We start from the raw sequence: 20977 nt of genomic DNA, 5'->3' as shown, positions 1-20977 counted from the left end.
TTTAGAGAACCAGTGTTAAATTAGTATTATTTAGAAAACTAAACAGTAAGCAACTTTTAAAATGAAATTTTCGTGTGTTTTGTTTATTTTTATAGTGGGATTGTTAGCATCTGGTGGTTTTTTTGTTATCAGTATTCATGATTATTTGCAAGGAACAGAAAAGGAAATACCATTTATTTCAAAATCTTTTATCTATGTTGCATTAATATCTTTCCTAATATATATTATAAGAATTATTATTAAAATTATAGTTTCAAGTCAACATATGTCTAAAAGGCAGCTTTAACAAGATTTTATCAAGCATTAATTCAAGATGGAAAAGAAGTAGATAAGGAAGAAAAATTAATAATTTTTAATGCTTTATTTAGAAAAACAGATACAGGATTAATTAAAAGTGACAACTCGGGGCTGACCCAAAAGTCCTAAATTTCAAAAAAATGTGTATGATAACTCATAGACGCAGTGGTTTATTGATATCTAAATTCGCTTTATGCAAGCTTTTTAGATATCTAATAAACTGTGCGGGGGTGACTCGACAAAATCAATTTCTACGAAATCACGATTTTTGAGTCACTCCCAGCCAATTTTCTAAATTGGGGAAGTAGTTAAAGTTATACTTATAAGCAATAGACCTCAAAAATCATTTGAATCTTGAGGTCTGTTGTTTTTCTAAAGTTATTGAATTCTGAAAATAAGATGTTGTATATATTATCTAACAAAACTTTTGATTTAAATATAGATTTGTGTTAAAATTAAATCATAAAAGAGAGAGCCGTTTTAAAGACGGTGACTCGATAAAATTATGATTAAAAATAACCATCTTAAACCGGTCAAAGTATAAAGATGGTTATTTTTTATTGTCTTTTTTTAATGCTGAGATACATACACCAACTACAGTTGCAATCAAAAGATTTACACCTATAATAGTTTGTATAATTTCAAACGCAGACAATTCGCTACTCCTTTCTTCAAGATTTTAGTGTATGCGAGCATAGCACCATCCCCTTTCATATAGAAGTAGCCACCATCTTTATAGGAAGTATAAAACTCCCTAACTTCTCTCTCCATCTTTGATTATATCAAAAGATAGATTGGGTTTCAAAGAAAAATAAGGGAATTTAAAAATATTTTAAGACTAGTTATAGTTTATAAGAAATTGTTTGTGTAACTTTGTAAGATAATAAAATAATTGCTTTATAAATTTAATTATGTTAAAATAAATTTATAAAGAGGGCACCGTTTTAAAGACGGTGACTCGATAAAGTTATTTTTAAAAAATAATTATCTTATCTCGTCAAAGGGTAATAGCCCCCAAAATTTGGACAAATTTTGGAGGGCTATTTATTATTCCTCTGCAAAAATCTGTGTAGCTTTTACTGCACGTTTCCACCCTTTGTAGAGTTTTTCGCGTTCTGCTTTTTCCATCGTAGGAACAAATAGTTTGCCTGCAGTATTTAGGTTCTTAAGCTCATCTAAGCTTTCCCAATATCCAGTGGCTAATCCTGCTAGGAATGCAGCACCTAGAGCTGTAGTTTCTAAGTTTTCAGCTCGCGCAACTTTAACGCCTAGGATATTTGCTTGGAATTCTAGAAGATAATCATTGTTTGCAGCACCTCCATCGACTTTAAGTAAGGGGATTTCTACCTTAGCATCGATTTTCATAGTATCGATAATATCACGTACTTGGTAGGCAATTGACTGCAATGTAGCTTTCACTATATCTTCTTTAGTAGTAGCACGTGTTAAGCCGAAGATAGTCCCACGAGCATCTGGATTCCAATATGGAGCACCTAATCCTGTAAAGGCAGGCACTAGATATACTTCGTTATTGTTTTTAGAGTTGTAAGCTAACGATTCTGTTTCAGATGACTTTTTAATTAGACGTAATCCATCTCTTAACCATTGAACTGCACTTCCAGCGATGAAAATTGAACCCTCTAGAGCATAATAAACTTTTCCATTAATTCCAAAACCAATAGTTGTTAGTAGGTTGTTTTTAGAAAGTTCCATAGTTTCACCCGTATTCATGATGATGAATGAACCTGTGCCGTATGTGTTTTTTATCATTCCTTTATCAAAGGCAAGTTGCCCAAAAAGTGCTGCTTGTTGGTCGCCTGCTAGTCCGCTTATTGTAACTTCACCACCGTAGAAATGATAGTCTATAGTTTTTCCGTATACTTCTGAATTAGATTTAACTTCAGGTAGTAGAGATTCGGGTATATTTAGAATTTTTAAAATTTCTTTATCCCAAGTTAACTCTTTAATATTAAATAACATTGTTCTTGCCGCATTTGTGTAGTCGGTAACGTGAGTTTTTCCACCTGTAAGCTTCCAAACTAGCCATGTATCGATAGTTCCAAATAGTAATTCTCCATTTTCGGCGCGTTGTTGTGCACCAGGTACGTTATCTAATATCCAACGTATTTTAGTTGCAGAGAAATAGGCATCGACGACTAAACCAGTTTTCTGATGAATCATATCTTTATAACCATCGTTAACGAGTTTATTAGCTATATCCGCACTTTGTCTACTTTGCCAAACTATTGCATTATAAATAGGTAGTCCAGTTTCTTTATCCCAAATAACAGTCGTTTCACGTTGGTTTGTAATTCCAATGCTGTCTATTTGATTCGGCTTTATACCACTTTCGATAAATGCTTCTGCAATAACCGATTGTACTGAATTCCAGATTACATTAGCATCGTGTTCAACCCAGCCAGATTGAGGGAAAATCTGAGGGAATTCCTTTTGGCTACTTGTTATTATTTCAGCTTTTTTATTGAATATTATAGCTCTAGAACTTGTAGTGCCTTGATCTATTGCCATTACATATTTTTTCATACTTCACCTCGAAAAATTATTTCATTTATATTATACCATTTTTACAATAAAATCGTAGATAAATAGGACTCTTTATTTGTGATTTTAACTGCTTTAAAGACGTACTTTATCCTGCTACGAATGAGATTTAGAGTATGTTGAATCAAGTCTAATCTTTTAATTATAGTTATTATTGTCAAAATAGGGAGTGACTCAAAAATCGCGATTTCGAAGAAACAAGATTTTGTCGAGTCTCCCCCCAGGTTATTAGACATCTAAAAAGCTTTTATAAAGCGAATTTAGATATCAATAAACCACTGTGTCTATGAGTTCTCATGTGAACTTTGTTGAATTTTAGGACTTTTGGGTCAGTCCTATTATGCTTTTTAATTTATTATTACTTATATAAAATCTCTCTAATTAGTTTCATAATTTTTTATTGTTGTATTGATAATAATTTTTTTGTGGTAAATCTATCTTATAATAATGTTAAATGTATAGTAAAATATATATTATATCTTACTTATATTATAACGCCTAAAGAAAACGTTGTCAAAATAATGAAAAGTGAGAAATGTATTTATTTATGTGATAATTTTCAGTAGTAGATTTTAGGTCTGATCAGTTCTACTACACTAATATAATAACAGTACATAATATAGATTTCTTTGAAATATAGCGTAGTTATGTGTGTAGCGTATTATTAGCGTTTTTCATGTTTTTCTTATAAAATATATAGAGGAAGTTTTAAAAAATTTATTGTAAATATAGGAGAAAATTAAATGAATACATTACACCAATCTTTAACAGCATTATTAGCAAAATTAGAAGAAAAAGACGTACTGAAAAAAGAAAATATTAACACAGAAGATCTTAGAGCTGAGGAACTTGCAAAACACATTCGTGATCGTTTTGCTAAAGAGCATGCATACTTAGAAATCCGCAGACTTTTAGAAACAGTACACTACGCTAACACTTATGAGGATAAAGAACTAAAAGAAACAGCGTTCTTAGTAGATGAAATTAGTGAATATATGTTTAAACTAGAGATTGCTAACCGTGATTTTGTAGTAGGTTACTTTAATACATTAATTATTGATCCTACGCTAGAAGCAACAGAGTACAACTTTGTACTAATGGAAGTGGAAAGTTTAATCGAAAATAGCTTCTTAGAATTACCTGAAGAAGAGGAATAATGATGAAAATTTTAATACCAACAGCCAAGGAGTTAAATAAGAAGGCTATTCCACATAAAAAGATAAGTTTAAGTGACAAAAGTACTGAAATAGTAAGTGAAATAGCTAAATTAAGTGTGGAAGACTTGGCGAAGGTCTACAAAATCAAAGATGAGAAGGCTGTGGAAGAATTTTCTCGTTGGCAGGCTATTAAAAATAAAACGGCGAATAGTTACAAAGCGCTGGAGTTATTCAATGGCTTGATGTATAGAAATATAGATCGTGCTGGTTTTGATGAGTCTGATAAAAAATATGTAGAGGAAAATGTATTTATTGCAACATCTTTATATGGTGTAATAGGTGCATATGACTTGATTCAAGAACACAGACTAGATTTTTTACAAAATATTAAAGTCAAAAATCAATCTTTAAAAAACTTTTGGAAAGAGAGTTACGATAAGAGCATCGAGGGCGAAGAATTAGTCGTATCATTACTTTCTAGTGAGTTTGAAGAGGTATTTTCAAAAGACCAGAGGGATAGGTTTATTAGACTTAGCTTTATGGAAGAAAAAGATGGAGTGCTAAAAGTGCACTCTACAATATCGAAAAAAGCTAGAGGCAAGTTTTTAACTGAGCTTGTAAAAAATAAAGTTTCATCAGTAGATGAAATGAAGAAGATACAGTTTGATGATTTTAAATTTAGCGTAGAAAATTCAGATGAAAGAACATTAGCTTTTATAACAAAAAGATAATAAAATAGGGAAGAATAGGTATAAAAAGAAATAAGAAAAAGGACAAAAGAAGATGAAATTAGAAATTAAAACCAGTAAATTATATTACGGATTTCCAGTAATATTAATAGGTTATAAAGATAAAAAATGGAAGTACAATGTGACAACTTGTAGCTCATCGTATTCGCTAGGGGATATGATTACAGTTGGACTTAGGACAGAAAGTAACGCGGTGGAGAACATTAAAGAATATGGAGAATTTACCGTTAATGTACCTTGTCAACAAATACTTAGTAAGGTAGAAATTGCTGGTTTCCATTCAGGACAGAATAAAATTGGTATGGCAGATATGACATATGATCCAGCAAAATATATCGATGCTCCGATTATGGATGAATGTATATTGTCGCTTGAGTGTAAAGTAGAAAGTATTTCTGAATTTGGAAATTATACAAATTTTATAGCATCTATAAAACGTAGGGTTGTTTGTGAGAATCTTTTAGATGAAGAAGGACGTTTGAAATATACACAGTTTAATCCAATTTACTTTATGGGTGATGACAATAAGAGAGTTTACCGTTACTTTAATGAACAGAGCAAAAACCATGGGGAAAACATGGGATGTTCTTCAGAAGATGATTATAACCCACTTTGCGGATAATATAATTGAACAAAAATAACGAAGAAAGGAGGATATTAGTATGTATTACAATATGCAAGTACATAGTGCATATGACTTATTGAATAGTACAATTAAGTATGAGAGTCTGTTCTCAAAGTTAGCAAAAGATAATCAGAAATCAGTGGTTATTGTTGATCCGAATATGTATGGTGCAATTAAAGCTCATAAGCAAGCTAAAAAAGCAGGAATAAATTTAATTCAAGGTTTAGAAGTTAGTTTAGGTTATGGAATTGGGCTTCTAAAATTTAATTTATTGTGTAAATCTGAAAGAATGTTTTATAAATTATTAGAGATTTCTACAAAGTTTATGAATGGAGAAGAGTGGACTGTAGAAGATTTTTCTAATGAAATGATAGATTATAAGGACAATTTTGTCTTAATCGTTGTTGATGAACTTAGAGATAGTATGGAGTTTTCTTATTTAAAGAATTTACTAAATAAGTATGATTTTTATTTCGGTTTTAATGAGAGTTTCCAGGAGAGTACCTATAGTGATTACGATAATATTGTCTATACAAAACCAAGTTTCTATCTAAATAAAGAGCACTATCAGCAAGTCATTGTTAGTCGCGCTATTCGCGATAATAAAAAGCTTAATATACAGGAGCTTACGACTATCTCTGGAGATGATTTTGTCAGAGAACAAAAGGATTTTGAAGAAATCTTGGCTCCAGGAGATGAAGAATTACACATTATTTTTGGAAAATCATTTGCTAATCAAAAGAAAATAATCGATAGTTGTCAGTATGAATTGAACTTTTCAGGATATCACTTGCCTAAGTATATTTACGGAGAAAAAGAAGAGATTTTCGCAAAGTTATCTTCTAAAGAGTACTTGCACTACTTAGTTCAAAAAGGTGTTAAGGAAAAATTAGTAGGTAAAGATTTATATCATTATAAAAAACGTTATAGTTATGAATTGAACATTATTGATGAAATGGGCTTTAATGATTACTTCTTAATCGTGTATGATTTTGTGAAATATGCAAAAGACAATGGAATCTTAGTAGGAGCAGGACGTGGTAGTGCTGCTGGAAGTTTAGTGTGTTATTTACTAGATATAACAGAAGCGGATCCATTAGAATACAATCTTCTGTTTGAAAGATTTTTAAACAAAGAACGTATTTCTATGCCCGATATAGATATAGACTTCCAAGACACTAGACGTGATGAAGTCATAAAATATGTGGAAGAAAAATATGGTTCTGATAAAGTTGCACAAATTATTACATTTACAACATTTCAATCGAAAAGTGCAGCTAGAGAGTCGGCGAGAATCTTGCAGTTTGATGAACAAACTCTGAAATTTATTAGTAGTAATATTAGCTCGACAAGAACATTAAAAGAGTGCTATGAAACTTCGGAAGCTCTTAGAAGTTTTATTGGTCAGAGTAATGTTAATAAGCGTTGGTTCAGCATAGCACTGAGTTTAGAGAATCTACCGAAGAATCCATCGGTCCATGCGGCTGGTATAGTAATAAGCGATGATAAACCGCTCGTTAACTATGCTCCACTTGCTGAGTCAAACATGACGAAGTACTTAACACAGTGGACGATGGATGATGTAGAGAGTGTAGGTTTATTAAAAATAGATTTTTTAGGTATTAGATATCTAACTATGGTATCGAGTATAGTCGAAGAAATTAGAAAAGAGAATCCGACATTTGATATAACAAAGATAAATTATCAAGATCCTAAGGTCTATGAATTATTTGCAAAAGGTAAGACAGAAGGTATCTTCCAGTTTGAATCGAGTGGGATGAAGGAGAAGTTGAACCTCTTAAAACCCACTGAATTTAATGATATTGTTGCGATGAATGCTCTTTATAGACCGGGACCAATGGCTCAAATCGAAGTCTATGTACGTAGAAAAAATAAAGAAGAGCAAGTAGTATATCCACACCCCCATTTAGAAAAAATACTAAAGGATACTTATGGAGTCATTGTTTATCAAGAACAAATTATGTTGATTGCGGTGAACTTCGCCCATATGAGCCTTAACGAAGCGGATAATATGAGAAGAGCGGTAAGTAAGAAGAAAAAAGAAGACCTTGAGTATTATGGAAGAATCTTCGTAGAGAAAAGTGTTGCTGCTGGTTATGATATAAAAGTTGCCGAAAAGCTTTTTGATCTTATTGTTACCTTTGCAAATTATGGTTTTAATAAGAGTCATGCGGTTGTTTACAGTATGCTAGCTTATCGCTTAGCATATTTAAAGGTTTATTATACTAAGTATTTTATGACAGCTTTATTGAATAACGTTATAAGTAGTGAGAAGAAGATTAATGAGTATAAACAAGAACTTACTAATTTGGGGATAAATTTGGTAAAGCCTGATGTAAACAAGAGTTTATCTAATTTTAGAGTCTTTAAAAATGATATCGTATTTGCCTTAACCGCAATAAAGAATGTTGGGTATAGAAGTAGTTATGAAATAGTCCAAGATAGAATTAATTTTGGATCATATTTAGATATAGATGATTTCTTAAAACGAATGAATAAGAAGGTTGACTATCAAGCAGCAGTTTCATTAGTTAAAGCTGGTGCTTTAGATACTTTTGGATATAATCGAGCTACTTTGATGAAGAAGGTAAATGACTACTATTCAGATAATAGGCAATATATAAATAATGTGCGCGTTGCCTTATCAGCAGAGAGTGGACTGACATTAAAGGTAGAAGAAGTAGAAGACTATTCAATCACTGAAAAAATTCAGATGGAAAAAGAAGTGACAGGAACTTATTTTTTAAAACACCCGGTACAGGTAGAAAAAGAGAAGTATTCTTATCTGCCACTACAATATATTGGTGGAGAAGTAAGTGATAGTTATGTAGAAATAATAACGAAAAAAGAAATTAAGACTAAAAATGGTGACTACATGGCATTCCTAACAGTTAACGATGGGAAAAATGATTATGATGTTACGGTGTTTCCAAGTGTATATAGGTATGCTAATGTTTTTATAAAAGTAGGAAGTTTTTCGGTTATGACATTGAAAAAACAACTTCGTAATGGAAGAGAACAGTACATTTTAGAAAAAATAGCAAGCTTAAAAAATTATAGAGAGTACTGTCTTAGTAATATAAAAATTATTTATACAATTGTTGATGAGGAAATATTGGCACTTTTAAGAGAATATAAGGTTGATGCTGGTGGAGTTAAGGTAATAGCGCTACTTGATAATGATTCTACAAAAGGAAAGACAATAACAATCAATAACGAACATGATTTTGTTCAGAAATTTTTGGAAAAATTCCCTGAAAAACGTATCAAAATCGCATACATGTAAAAAATCAAAAAAAATCGAACAAAAATAAAACAAAATTCTGTTTTTACTAGAAAAAATCTTAGAAATATGATATTGTTGATAGGTAAATTTAAAAATAATTAATAATAAATTATGAGGAAGGTAAAGACTACATGAAAAAAATCGCAGTTTTAACAAGTGGTGGAGATGCACCAGGAATGAACGCAGCTGTGCGTGCCGTTGTAAGAACAGCAATCTATAATGGATTAGAAGTTTATGGAGTATATCAAGGATACAAAGGGCTAGTAGAAAACAACATTAAAAAACTAGAAGTAGGGGATGTTGGTAACATCATTAACCGTGGTGGAACAATGCTTTACTCAGCTCGTTTACCAGAATTTGCTAACCCAGAAGTTAGAAAAATTGCTATTAAAAACCTAGAAGCTCTAGGAATCGATGGATTAGTAGTAATTGGAGGAGATGGTTCATACCGTGGGGCTATGGCTTTAAGTAACGAAATGAACATTAAGACTGTTGGTGTACCAGGAACAATTGATAACGATATCTGTTGTACTGACTTCACAATTGGATTCGATACTGCACTTAATACTATTGTAGATGCTATTGACAAAGTACGTGATACAGCATCAAGTCATGAGCGTGCATTTATTATCGAAGTTATGGGACGTAATGCAGGGGACTTAGCATTATTTGCTGGTATCGCCGGAGGAAGTGAAAGTCTTCTAATTCCTGAGAGAAAAGAAGACATCGATGAAGTTGTTGCACGTATTAAAGCCGGAGAAGATCGTGGTAAAAAACACTCAATCATCGTTTTAGCGGAAGGTGTTATGGGTGGACAAGAGCTAGCTAAAGAATTAAAAGAACGTACTGGTGAAGAAGTACGAGCTACAATCTTGGGACATATCCAACGTGGTGGAACTCCATCAGCTCAAGATAGAGTATTAGCATCACGTTTGGGGAACTATGCTGTTCAATTATTATTAGCTGGTAAATCAGGACGTGCTGTAGGTATCCAAAATAATAAACTTGTAAGTACTAAGTTTGAAGATGTATTTGGAGATGTTCACAACGTAGACCTAAATATCTATGAAGTGTCTAAACAACTTTCAATCTAGGTTTAAAAAACGTTTTCTTTGCTAAAAATGGCTATTTTTTAGGAAAATGTTTGAAAATAAATTGGAAATAAGTTAAAATAATAAAAGATTAAAATTTAAGAGGTATATTATGATACAGAAAAAAACAAAAATTATTTGTACAATCGGACCTAAGTCTGAGGCCAAAGAAACATTAACTCAAATGGTAGAGTTAGGGATGAACGTTTGTCGTCTTAACTTCTCACACGGAGACTATGCAGAACACGGTGCAAGAATCCAAACAATTAAAGAAGTAAGAGAAGCTACAGGAACAAACCTAGCTATCCTTTTAGATACTAAAGGTCCTGAAATCAGAACTCACAACATGGAAAATGATGCAATCATGTTAGAAACAGGTAAAGATGTTATCGTTTCTATGACTGAAGTTCTTGGAACAACAGATAAATTCTCAATCACTTACGGTGAATTAGTTCACGATGTGAAAGCTGGAGATACAATCCTACTTGATGATGGATTAATTGGATTAACAGTTAACAAAGTTGATATTGAAGGTGGATTAATCTACACTACTATCCAAAATGGTGGAGTACTTAAAAACAAAAAAGGAGTTAACGTACCAGGTGTATCTACAAAATTACCAGGTATCACTCCAAAAGATGAAGAAGATATTCGTTTCGGATGTAAACAAGATATCGACTTCGTTGCTGCGTCATTCGTTCGTACAAAAGAAAATGTACTAGAAGTTAGACGTATCTTAAAAGAAGAAGGATGCGAACACGTTCAAATCATCCCTAAAATCGAATGTCAAGAAGCTATTGACAATATCGATGAAATTATCGAAGTATCTGACGGTATTATGATCGCACGTGGAGACCTTGGGGTTGAGGTGCCAGCAGAAGAAGTACCAATTATGCAAAAAGACATTATTGCTAAATGTAATGCAGCTGGTAAATTTGTAATCACAGCTACTCAAATGTTAGACTCAATGCAAAAAAATCCACGTCCAACACGTGCTGAAGTATCTGACGTAGCTAATGCAATTTACGATGGAACTGATGCAATCATGTTATCAGGAGAATCAGCAGCGGGTGCTTACCCAATCGAATCAGTTCGTACAATGGCTACAATCGCTAAACGTACTGAAGAAATGCAAGATTACTCTCGTATCTTAAAAGAACGCTCTAAGAAAGTTGTATCTAAAGATATTACAAATGCAATTGGTGTATCTGTAGGATATACAGCTCTAAACTTAGACTTACACACAATTGTAACTTACACTGAATTAGGGAAAACAGCTAGATTAATTTCTAAATACCGTCCAAACGCAGCTATCTTAGCTGTGACTCCAAGTGCTAAAGTTGCTCGTGGATTAAGCTTAGTATGGGGAGTTGATGCTCAAATTTCAGAACAAGCTAAATCTACAGACGAAATGTTAGTAACAGCAGCGAAAATCGCTAAATCTTCAGGATACGCTAAAGAAGGAGATGCTATCGTAATTACTGGTGGTATCAATACTTCAGTAAGTAACGCAGGAACAACAAACTTCTTAAAAGTTTCTGTAATCGACTAATATAAAAAATAAAAAGAAGAATTAGGAAAAACTCCTATTTCTTCTTTTTCTATATATTTGGCTCTTTGCCAAGTGCGGTTTATTTTGAAAATTAGGGAGGAAGCTACGCTATATTAAACAGATTCTGAATAATAAAAACAAAAAGTGGCCCGTAATGGACCGCTTTTCGTTATATGAACACAAAATAAAATTTAGGGTAAATTGTTATTTTGTAGTAAATCAGGAAAAACCTGAAATAAAATTAAAAGTTTATTGTTAAATAAATTTAACAATCGAAAGGAAAGTTTAGACTATGATATAGTCTTCAAAATGGAAGTCACGACACTTCCACAGTCTTAAGAACAATCTAAAAGATTGCATGATATATAGATGTATATCGCTTATCTATTAACTCATGTAAAAATATCACATATTGTTAGGGAAAATTGTCAACTTTTGCTGTACTGGTGAATTTATATAATTTGAATTATTCCCACAATACAGATAATTCAGTAATAATTAATATCTATATGCAACAAATAGTATAATTGAAAAGAAATAGAATAATATTAATTATACTAAAATATTTTAATGATAAAATTATCTCAATAACTGTTATATCTTTATTGTATCAAATTATCAGTGCTTGTCAAATTAAATAAAACAGCTAAATATTAAATCTAAAAAATATTATTTTATTTTTCATTTTGTATATACAAATAGAAAAATTGAAATTTAAAGACTAAATAAAAATATTTAGAATATGCAAACTTACAGATAATGGCATTTATAAAATATAAAATTATAAAAAAGAACTATTAGTAAAATCTAAAAGTAGATTCTAGAAAGAAACAAGGTTATGAGTTAACTTAGGAAAAAACAAAATAACAAGAGCTATTTAGAAAATTTTCTAAATAGTTCTTGACTTTGAAAAAGGATAGAGTTATAATCTATTTAGAAAGATATCTAAATAGAATTGCAGTTCAAATTTTTAAAGGAGTGATATACATGGGATGAGTGAAACTTTAAAAGCAATATCTGATCCGGTAAGAAGAAATATACTAGAAATGTTGAAAGAAGAGAAGAAAAGTGCTGGAGAACTAGCTTCGGAATTTAATCTATCTGGAGCTACTGTCTCTTATCATTTAACTCAGTTGAAAAAAGCGGGTTTGATATTAGAAACTAGGCATAAAAATTTTATATATTATGAGTTGAATGCCAGTGTATTCGAAGAAGTACTGATGTGGATTTATGGTTTAGGAGGAAAAGACGATGAGAGTAGATAAAAAAAGTTTGTTTCTAAGTGTTGCTATTTGTTTATTGCCGATATTAATAGGAGTTTATTATTATGATGTATTACCTGAACAAATAGCGGTACACTTCAATTTTAATGGAGAGCCTGATAATTTTGTGAGCAAAATTTATGCAATTATTGATATTCCAATATTCTTAGCGATAGTTCAGATTATAATTTCGCTAGTAGTTGATTTTGATAAAACTCCGAGAAAAGGGGCGCTAATAATTAAGGGAATTATACCTTTGATAAGTGTTCTAGTTCAAGGTGGCATAGTAGCATATGCTTTAGATAATAATTTCAATGTATCACAATTAGTAGTGTTTATTTTCGGAATAGTGTTTATTATACTTGGTAACTATCTGCCTAAAAAAGAGTTTTGGGGAAAATATAATTTCAATCTTTTTGGTTTAGAAAAAGGTGTCAATGAGCAAAAAGTGATTAGAGCTTACGCATTGCATATGACTTTTAGTGGAGTTGCTATATTTATTAGTGGATTCTTTAGTTCAACAGTAGCGTTAGTTTTAATAGTTATTTCTGCAATTGCCTCTACGCTTTTACCTTTTTACTTGGTTAAAAAGTATAAAGATTAGTAACTTATTCTATTTTAAACTCTTAGAGTAGATTATAGTTGAAAACTATTTTTAGATTAGAGGGATAGAATTAAAAATTTTAAATTTCAAAAAAAGTTTGTATGAGAACTTATAGACGTAGTCGTTTATTGATACTTAAATTCGCTTTATAAAAGTTTTTTAAATATTTAACAATCCTTTGCGGGAGTGACTCGTTAAAATCGATTTTTGAGAAATTACGATTTTTAAGTCACTCCTCTTGTTTTAGGAATTATCTTAAAATTTATTTTATGTTTGGTCAGTTAGGATATTGCTTTTAGGGATTAGAAGTTTGTGTTATAATGGAAATTATGGAAATGATTTATGTAAACGAATTATCATTTTTAATGAAATTAGATTAGGAGGACATAGAGTGTTAGAACTTAAAAATATAGTTAAGAAGTATAATACTGGTGGTAGTGAAGTAGAAGTACTAAAATCTGTAAATATTCATTTTAGAGAAAATGAGTTTGTATCGATTTTAGGAGTAAGTGGAAGTGGAAAAACGACGCTATTAAACATTATAGGTGGTTTAGATAAATATACATCCGGTGATATGGCTCTTATGGGGCGTTCTACTAAAGAGTTTAAAGATAGAGATTGGGATAGTTATAGAAATGGGACTATAGGTTTTGTATTTCAAAGCTATAACTTAATATCTCATTTAAGTGTTATTGAAAATGTAAAATTAGCTTTATCTATCTCAGGACATTCTAATTCAGAAAACCATGAAAAGGCTAAGAAAGTATTAGAAGATGTTGGGTTAGCGGAGCATCTGTATAAAAAACCTAACCAACTTTCTGGAGGTCAGATGCAAAGGGTGGCAATCGCTCGTGCATTAGTAACAGATCCAAAGATTATTCTTGCTGATGAGCCTACAGGAGCGTTAGATAGTAAGACTAGTGTTCAAATTATGGAACTTATTAAAGAGATAAGTAAGACAAAGTTAGTTATAATGGTAACGCACAATCCAGAAATAGCGAAAAAATATAGTGATAGAATAGTCCGAGTTAAAGATGGAGAGATTCAAGAAGATACAAATCCGTATGTGACTAACGAGATTACCGATAATGGATTTTCTTTGAAGAAAACTTCTATGGCATTTGGTAGTGCAATTAAATCTAGTTTTAAGAACCTTCTTACGAAGAAATTCCGTACATTTATGACAGTTGCCGCTAGCAGTATAGGGATTATTAGTATAGGTCTAGTATTGTCTATTTCATCAGGAATGGATAAATATATTCAAACAATGCAAAACGAAAATTTATCATCGATGCCGATTATGATTAGTGCAAATCAGGTAAATTTCGGACTTAGTGTTGATGATGACAATTCAGAAAAAGATTCTAATGGTTCAGAATTAGTACCGAAGTCTAGCCGTGATATACATAGAAACTTATATTCGGTGGACGCATTAGGAAATGGAGAAACATTTATAGACTATATTCAAAATAATGCGAAGGATTATTATTCTGCGATTGAATTTACTCAAGGATATACTATTCAGGCGTTGACTAAAAATGCAAAAGGTGATGTAATTGATGTAAAACAAGATCAAGATGCATTAGGTGAGAGTATTTTTGGAGTACTACCAGAAGATAAGAATATGATTATGAATCAATACGAAGTGGTAAAATCATCAAAAGATAATTTTGAATATCCTAGTGATAATGAAGTTGTATTATTTACTGCGAAAAATAACGAAATTGACAAATCTACGTTGAAAGCGTTAGGTTTTGATGAAAATTCAAAAGTTAAGTATGAAGATATTATTGGAAAAGAATTTAGCGTTATAGATAATAATAACTATTATAGAAAAATCGGTGATGGTTTTGTTCCACGTGATGTTGATACTAAGATGTATGATTCGGGAACTAAGGTTAAAGTAGTGGCAATATTAAAAGCTAAAGATAGTTTCACTAGACCTCAGATGACAATCGGATATACAAAATCATTACAAAATAAGATGCTGGAAAAAGAGGCTAAATCTGATATTGTAGTTGCACAAGAAAAGGATAAAACTGTAAATGTGGCGACGCGTCAGAAGATTGATGCGGATATGGCAGATCAGATTCTTGCGACAATAGGTGGAAAATCTACACCAAGTGCAATTATGCTTTATCCAAAATCTTTCAATGATCGTGATAAAATAGCAGAAGTTATTAACAATTTCAATAAGAAAGTGGCTGACAAATATGGATCAGACAGCTCAGATTATCATAAATATAGTATCACATATGCTGATATGGCGAAGCAGATGACAACAATTATGTCGCAGATGATTAATACAATTTCATTAATCTTATCGGCATTTGCGGGAATTTCATTAATTGTATCATCTATTATGATTGGGATACTAACGTACGTATCTGTAGTAGAAAGAACGAAAGAAATAGGTATTCTTCGTGCAATTGGTGCTCGTAAAAAAGACATTACGAGAATCTTTATCGCGGAAGCAGGATTAATTGGATTTATTTCCGGTGCTGTAGGTGTAGTGGTGACTATGCTTCTATCTATTCCTATTAGTAGAGCAGTTGCTAAGGGACTAGAAGTGGAGAGTTTTACAGCGTCATTAAATGCTAAAGCCTCAATAGGATTAATAGCTCTTAGTTTAGTACTAACACTTATAGCTAGTATCATTCCATCGAGAATAGCTGCGAAGAAAGATCCAGTAGAAGCGTTGAGAACTGAATAATAAATAAAGGAGTATGGAAAGGTCAAAATCCATACTCTTTTGTGTTATAAGAGCAACTAGCTGATTATTTAGCAAGTTTGCGTCTAATAGCAAGTCCTATTAAAGAAATTAATCCTAGTCCAATTGCTGCAGAACTAGTAGAGTTCATACCAGTATTTGGTAATACTTCTTTTGTTTTAATATCCGGTTTAGTTGTAGTTTTTGAATTAGATGAATTGCTAATTTTGCCATCAGAATTAGCTTCATCTCTAGTTACAGAATTAGTTTGATTGAAGTTTTCGTCAATAGTGTCAACTTGTTGGTTTTTATCTGGTATACTAAGTTTAGTTAAGTCGAATTCAGGAACTTTATTGATAGCTGGTAAGTTTTGGCTTAGTGTATCGAAAGCTTCTTGTAAGTTGGCAAGTCTTTCTTTTAATACTTTGATATCCTCAGCTTTAGCTCCATTTTTTTCGCCATCTTTGATTTTGTTGATGATTTGTTCCATCTGAGTTATTATTTTTTTGATTTCAGCATTACCGTATGCTGGTACCTCTAATCTAGGGGCATCTTGAACGTTCATGCTCACTGGTTTAGTAGAGTCACCTAAAGGTTTAACTGAAGGAACTACAGGTTTGTTAGAATCATCGTTAGGTTTAACCGCAGGAGCTACAGGTTTGTTAGAATCATCGTTAGGTTTAACTGAAGGAGCTACAGGTTTGTTAGAATCATCGTTAGGTTTAACTGTAGGAGCTACAGGTTTATTAGAATCTTCATTAGGTTTTACAGTAGTTTCTTTATCTTCTCCATAGACAAGAGCATATCTAGAAAAGTGAGTTGTTTTAAAAGTAATTACACTATTAAATTCACCTGGGATAGCGTCTTGTTTTTCTAGTTTACCGAAGTCATTGATGTAGTAGATTGCTTTAACTTTTTTGTTTCTATCTTTAGGAACAGTTACTGTGAAATCCCCTTTAAGATTTACGATTTCATGTCTATATATATTTATGAAGCTGATATCATATACTAATGCATCCATTCCTTTTAAAGCTGGGATAGTTGTAGGATCAATTGTTTTAACATCAAGGTTTAAATCTTTAAAATCCATACCGGAGATTCTTACTTTTTCATCTTTTGTAGCAATAGTATAGTGAGGATTAGTTGTAGAAATTGTACCTTTATCTAAAAGGTCAAGGTGTTCAACTAACCAACAAGTACGGTGGTCATAAGGGAATTTCCCGACTTGTTTATTTTTAATAACTACTGGGAAAGTTTCAATATCATATTTATCGTTATTTACAACTCCTACCATGTAATCTGTATTTTCATGTAAATCAACAGATACAAGACCGTCTTTACTAGTAGCTTTTAGTGTTTCGCCGTTGCTTACAAATTCGAATGTAACAGGTTCTTTTAGTAATTTACCTTTATATCTTACTTGCATTCTAGCTGTTACTGCAGGTTGTTTAGGTTCTACATAATCTTTATCTTTTTTAATAACTTCTAATCTATCAGTATATCTTTCGTGTTCATCTTCCATATCTATTGGATAATGATTCATAAATGCGTAGAAGTGACGATGTCTCATACCGTATTTATCGTTTGTTTTAAGGTAAACTTCGTATTCATCATCTACCAACATTTCAACTTTTGGAAGTTTTCCATCTGTTGATGTATACTCTCCTGCAGGTTTTTGTTTTGATACATTAAAGAATACAAATGTCAAAGGCTCTTTAATAGTATCACCTTCAGGGTCTTTAATATCGACAACTTTAAGCTGTTTAATAGTTACTTTATCTTGTTTAGGTGTTTCGCATCCGCAATCATTAGGATCTTTATCCGGTTTGTTTGTTTCTGGTTTTGGAGTGTCCGGTTTAGGAGCTTCTGGTAGCGGTGTAGAGTTAGTGGCTTTTTTTATTATATCAAGACTAACTAATAGCTCTTTATTGTCATCACGATAAGGTGTTCCATTTTTTAATGTAAAGCTGAATTCTTTGAAATCATACTTATCATTATTTTGTAATTTTACTAGGTAACTAGTATCGTTAAGTAATTTTGCACCAACTTGACCAACATCATTTTTTGAGACAATAGTTTCATCGCCATGCTTAAATTCAAAAGTTAAGTCAGCTTCAGATTCTTCTTTGCCTTCTAGGACAGAAAGATATAGAGTAGTTCTACTCTTAGGTTTTTCAACAGCTGCTTTAGTTTTTTTCTCTAAATCTAAATTGTATATAAGTTCGTTGTTGTCATCCCTAATTGGAGAGCCATTTTTTACTGTGAAACTAAAAGGTTTTAACGTATATTTATCATTTTCAAGAAGAGTAATAGTGTAACTAACATTATTTTTTAATTTTGCACCAATTTCTCCTTCGTCATTTTTAGCTGTTATAACTTCGTTATTCCCTTTTAATTCAAAAGTCAGATCGTCCATAACTTCTTCTTTATTTTGGTTGTATAAAGGTAAGTATACTGTTGTACGATCTTTAATAGGTGGTTTAACAACGGTGTTTGTATCAGTAGTAGGTAAAGTGTTTTCGGATTTTGGAGTGGTAACTTCGTCTGCTTTAGCATCTTTTTCTCCTAGACTACTTATAACGAAACATAGAAGTAATGTTCCTAAAAATATTAGAAAAGTTTTGATTTTTTTCTGCATGTAACTTTCCTCCTTTTATTATTAAATTTACAAGATTATTATAGCACAGAGTAGAGTTATGTTAAATAGTGCTAAATTTTCTCAAAAATAAAGAAATTTATATAAAATATATATTTGAAAATATAATTCATCTATAGAACAAATAGTCTATAGAAAGAGAATACGGTTTGATTTCGAATTTAATATAATGATATTTTATTAATAATTAAAAACATAAAAAATTTTTTTGATATAAATATAGTCTCTTCTTTTTAATGAAAAATATGTTTGATTTGAAGTCTGTCATGAAATATATTAAGTGGAGAGATGAAAATAGAGTTTTTATATTCTTAGGTGTAATTGACATGTCTGTTAGTTTACAATATAATCTATAATATAAGTATATAAGCAGGAGGTTTTTATGATAATAGGTTCGTTTATAGTTTTTGTAATATTTCTTTTGTTGTTCTTATCTGTTCTGTATTTCGACAGAAGAAATTTATTTCTAGGGATATTTTTTATAGCGACAGGTTTGAGTTTTATTTTTTATGTAATGGCACTTATCACTAATAATGCGGCAGGTAATAAGTTTGTTTATAATTTTGGTGTAGTATTACTTGTTATAGCGGTGGTAATATTCACTTTGCTACCAATTGTAGTAGTAATTATGTTTTTATACAATTCATTTATGCTTATTAGAAGAGAAGGATTAAGGATTGGGAATCTACTGAGTCTAGCTACGTTCTTCTTTCTGGTAGGTTATTTTATATATTGGCCACGTGTTGCTGACTATACTTATGGTAATTTAACATTGAGTGCACTTTATTCTTATGTTGGATTAGTAGTATTGTATTTTTTGTGTATAGCAATGTCTTACTTAGTATCTAGTGTTCTAAATGTCATTAATATTTTGCCGAGAAGGATTGATTATGTAGTAGTCTTGGGTGCAGGATTGATTGGTGAGAGGGTAACACCACTTCTTGCTAGTAGAATAAGAAAAGGGATAAAAGTTTATAAAGCTAATCCTGGAAGTAAACTAATTATGTCGGGAGGTCAAGGTCCTGATGAAATAGTATCTGAAGCCTTTGCGATGAAAAACTATGCTCTTGAGCAGGGGGTTGATGAGAATGATATAATTCTAGAAGATAAATCGACTTCTACCGAAGAAAATATTATTTTTTCGAAGAAATTTATTCCAGCTGATAAAAGTTTCGCTGTGGTGACGAATTATTATCATGTCTACCGAGCATTAGTCCAAGCAAGAACTTTAGGTTTTAGATGTATTGGTTATGGAGCACCGACAAAATTCTATTTTACGCTAAATGCCTTCATTAGAGAATTTATTGGATATCTATATTTCAAAAGAAAAATACACGCTATAGTTCTAGGGATGCTGACATTCTTGTTTATAGCCATAATTATATTTTTAAATGTATATTATTGGCTTAATAATCACTAGGGTTTAAGAAGGGAGACTTAACAAAATTAGTTTTGAAATTAATTTTGTTAAGTTTTTTTCTATCGTGGCTGCCCCGAAAGCCCTAAATTTTAACAAGGTTTATATAAAACCTCATAGACGCAGTGGTTTATTGATATCTAAGTTCACTTTATAAAAGCTTTTTAGATATCTAATAAACTGTGCGGGGATGACTCTAAAAAATCGATTTCTTCGAAATAACGATTTTTGAGTCACTCCCTTTTTAAATTCAGGGAACAAATGAATTTCTATACTGTCTATTTTTTACCCCTATTGATTTCTAAATATGATATAATAAAATGAACATAATATTTGCGGAAGGATGTAGTGGTGTGAAAGATCATTCTTATTATATGGAGATGGCATTAGAAGAAGCGCGGAGAGCTTACGCTAAAGGAGAAGTCCCGATTGGAGCTGTACTGGTTATTGATGATAAGGTCGTTGCGAAGGCGCACAATACTCGTGAAGAAAATCAACAGGCGTTGAATCATGCGGAGATGCTAGTTATTAAAGAAGGCTGTGAGAAGCAAGGCTTTTGGAGACTTGATAATAGTTATTTGTATACTACTGTAGAGCCGTGTGTTATGTGTAGTGGAGCTATTGTTCAAGCTAGAGTTGAAAATGTTATTTATGGTACGGGTGATCCTAAGTACGGTTGCTGTGGTAGTTGTATTGATTTAGTGGGTGAGAATAAATTTAATCATCAGGCTAAGGTTATCTCTGGGGTGCTTGAAGAAGAGTGCTCTATGCTGATGAAGAATTTTTTTAAAGAGTTAAGAGAGCGAAAAAAGAAATAACGTTTTAATATATTAGGGTTAATACAAAGATCTTAAATTTTTTAAAAGTTTATATAAAAACTCATAGATGCAAGGTTTTATTGATATCTACATTCGCTTTATAAAAGCTTTTTCGATAACTAATAAACCACTGCGGAAAGTGGCTTGACAAAATCAATTTTTCCGAAATC

General features: G+C 31.6%; 13 protein-coding genes and 1 pseudogene. 12 read left to right on the top strand and 2 right to left on the bottom strand.

Annotated elements, in window-relative coordinates:
- Positions 1 to 61: 61 nt before the first annotated feature.
- Positions 62 to 426: pseudogene (locus RWN11_RS00285) on the top strand (DUF6161 domain-containing protein).
- A 918-nt stretch (positions 427 to 1344) separates the two neighbouring features.
- On the opposite strand, the gene glpK reads toward RWN11_RS00285, so the two are convergent.
- A complete protein-coding gene (gene glpK, locus RWN11_RS00280; RefSeq protein ID WP_314159799.1) occupies positions 1345 to 2841 on the bottom strand; it encodes a glycerol kinase GlpK in 1497 nt (498 codons plus the stop codon).
- Between the two features lie 761 nt (positions 2842 to 3602).
- Here glpK and RWN11_RS00275 point away from each other — a divergent pair.
- The 9 genes from RWN11_RS00275 to RWN11_RS00235 all read left to right on the top strand — a co-directional run bounded on the left by RWN11_RS00275 (position 3603) and on the right by RWN11_RS00235 (position 15919).
- Entirely contained in the window at positions 3603 to 4016 is a 414-nt protein-coding gene (locus RWN11_RS00275) for a hypothetical protein (RefSeq protein ID WP_314159798.1), read from the top strand.
- A 2-nt stretch (positions 4017 to 4018) separates the two neighbouring features.
- Entirely contained in the window at positions 4019 to 4747 is a 729-nt protein-coding gene (yaaA, locus tag RWN11_RS00270; protein ID WP_314159797.1) for a peroxide stress protein YaaA, read from the top strand.
- A gap of 52 nt (positions 4748 to 4799) precedes the next feature.
- The gene (locus RWN11_RS00265; RefSeq protein WP_314159796.1) at positions 4800 to 5387 is read left to right on the top strand and encodes a flavin reductase family protein; all 588 of its coding nucleotides are present in this window, start codon (positions 4800 to 4802) and stop codon (positions 5385 to 5387) included.
- A gap of 40 nt (positions 5388 to 5427) precedes the next feature.
- Positions 5428 to 8697, top strand: coding sequence for a DNA polymerase III subunit alpha (locus RWN11_RS00260; protein WP_314159795.1), 3270 nt, complete (start codon positions 5428 to 5430; stop codon positions 8695 to 8697).
- 131 nt (positions 8698 to 8828) lie between these two features.
- Positions 8829 to 9791, top strand: coding sequence for a 6-phosphofructokinase (pfkA, locus tag RWN11_RS00255; protein ID WP_314159794.1), 963 nt, complete (start codon positions 8829 to 8831; stop codon positions 9789 to 9791).
- Positions 9792 to 9900: 109 nt separating this feature from the next.
- Positions 9901 to 11340, top strand: a complete 1440-nt coding sequence (pyk, locus tag RWN11_RS00250) for a pyruvate kinase (protein WP_314159793.1) — start codon at positions 9901 to 9903, stop codon at positions 11338 to 11340.
- 992 nt (positions 11341 to 12332) lie between these two features.
- On the top strand, positions 12333 to 12605 hold the full coding sequence (locus RWN11_RS00245; RefSeq protein ID WP_314159792.1) for an autorepressor SdpR family transcription factor: 273 nt from the start codon (positions 12333 to 12335) through the stop codon (positions 12603 to 12605).
- Positions 12592 to 13206 (top strand): DUF1648 domain-containing protein, encoded by a 615-nt coding sequence (locus tag RWN11_RS00240; protein ID WP_314159791.1) that lies wholly within the window; start codon positions 12592 to 12594, stop codon positions 13204 to 13206. The genes RWN11_RS00245 and RWN11_RS00240 overlap by 14 nt, the downstream gene beginning before the upstream one ends.
- Before the next feature lie 391 nt (positions 13207 to 13597).
- Entirely contained in the window at positions 13598 to 15919 is a 2322-nt protein-coding gene (locus RWN11_RS00235) for an ATP-binding cassette domain-containing protein (RefSeq protein WP_314159790.1), read from the top strand.
- 64 nt (positions 15920 to 15983) lie between these two features.
- On the opposite strand, the gene RWN11_RS00230 is transcribed toward RWN11_RS00235, so the two are convergent.
- Positions 15984 to 18554: an LPXTG cell wall anchor domain-containing protein gene (locus RWN11_RS00230; RefSeq protein ID WP_314159789.1), complete on the bottom strand. Its 2571-nt coding sequence runs from the start codon at positions 18552 to 18554 to the stop codon at positions 15984 to 15986.
- Between the two features lie 400 nt (positions 18555 to 18954).
- Between RWN11_RS00230 and RWN11_RS00225 the strand changes: the two genes are divergently transcribed.
- Positions 18955 to 19992: a YdcF family protein gene (locus RWN11_RS00225; RefSeq protein ID WP_314159788.1), complete on the top strand. Its 1038-nt coding sequence runs from the start codon at positions 18955 to 18957 to the stop codon at positions 19990 to 19992.
- Between the two features lie 317 nt (positions 19993 to 20309).
- Entirely contained in the window at positions 20310 to 20807 is a 498-nt protein-coding gene (gene tadA / locus RWN11_RS00220) for a tRNA adenosine(34) deaminase TadA (RefSeq protein ID WP_314159787.1), read from the top strand.
- Positions 20808 to 20977: the final 170 nt, after the last annotated feature.

Source organism: uncultured Gemella sp., from assembly GCF_963519265.1.
Classification (GTDB): Bacteria; Bacillota; Bacilli; order Staphylococcales; family Gemellaceae; genus Gemella.
Note: the sequence above shows the minus strand (reverse complement) of the source record. Positions and strands in the feature narration are given on the sequence as shown.

What these genes read in the sequence shown, in the direction of transcription:
- RWN11_RS00265 (WP_314159796.1), top strand. Translation starts at nt 4,800, where the DNA reads ATGAAATTAGAAATTAAAACCAGTAAATTATATTACGGATTTCCAGTA.
- RWN11_RS00240 (WP_314159791.1), top strand. Translation starts at nt 12,592, where the DNA reads ATGAGAGTAGATAAAAAAAGTTTGTTTCTAAGTGTTGCTATTTGTTTA.
- yaaA (WP_314159797.1), top strand. Translation starts at nt 4,019, where the DNA reads ATGAAAATTTTAATACCAACAGCCAAGGAGTTAAATAAGAAGGCTATT.
- RWN11_RS00225 (WP_314159788.1), top strand. Translation starts at nt 18,955, where the DNA reads ATGATAATAGGTTCGTTTATAGTTTTTGTAATATTTCTTTTGTTGTTC.
- pyk (WP_314159793.1), top strand. Translation starts at nt 9,901, where the DNA reads ATGATACAGAAAAAAACAAAAATTATTTGTACAATCGGACCTAAGTCT.
- glpK (WP_314159799.1), bottom strand. Translation starts at nt 2,841, where the DNA reads ATGAAAAAATATGTAATGGCAATAGATCAAGGCACTACAAGTTCTAGA.
- RWN11_RS00275 (WP_314159798.1), top strand. Translation starts at nt 3,603, where the DNA reads ATGAATACATTACACCAATCTTTAACAGCATTATTAGCAAAATTAGAA.
- tadA (WP_314159787.1), top strand. Translation starts at nt 20,310, where the DNA reads ATGAACATAATATTTGCGGAAGGATGTAGTGGTGTGAAAGATCATTCT.
- RWN11_RS00245 (WP_314159792.1), top strand. Translation starts at nt 12,333, where the DNA reads ATGAGTGAAACTTTAAAAGCAATATCTGATCCGGTAAGAAGAAATATA.
- RWN11_RS00260 (WP_314159795.1), top strand. Translation starts at nt 5,428, where the DNA reads ATGTATTACAATATGCAAGTACATAGTGCATATGACTTATTGAATAGT.
- pfkA (WP_314159794.1), top strand. Translation starts at nt 8,829, where the DNA reads ATGAAAAAAATCGCAGTTTTAACAAGTGGTGGAGATGCACCAGGAATG.
- RWN11_RS00230 (WP_314159789.1), bottom strand. Translation starts at nt 18,554, where the DNA reads ATGCAGAAAAAAATCAAAACTTTTCTAATATTTTTAGGAACATTACTT.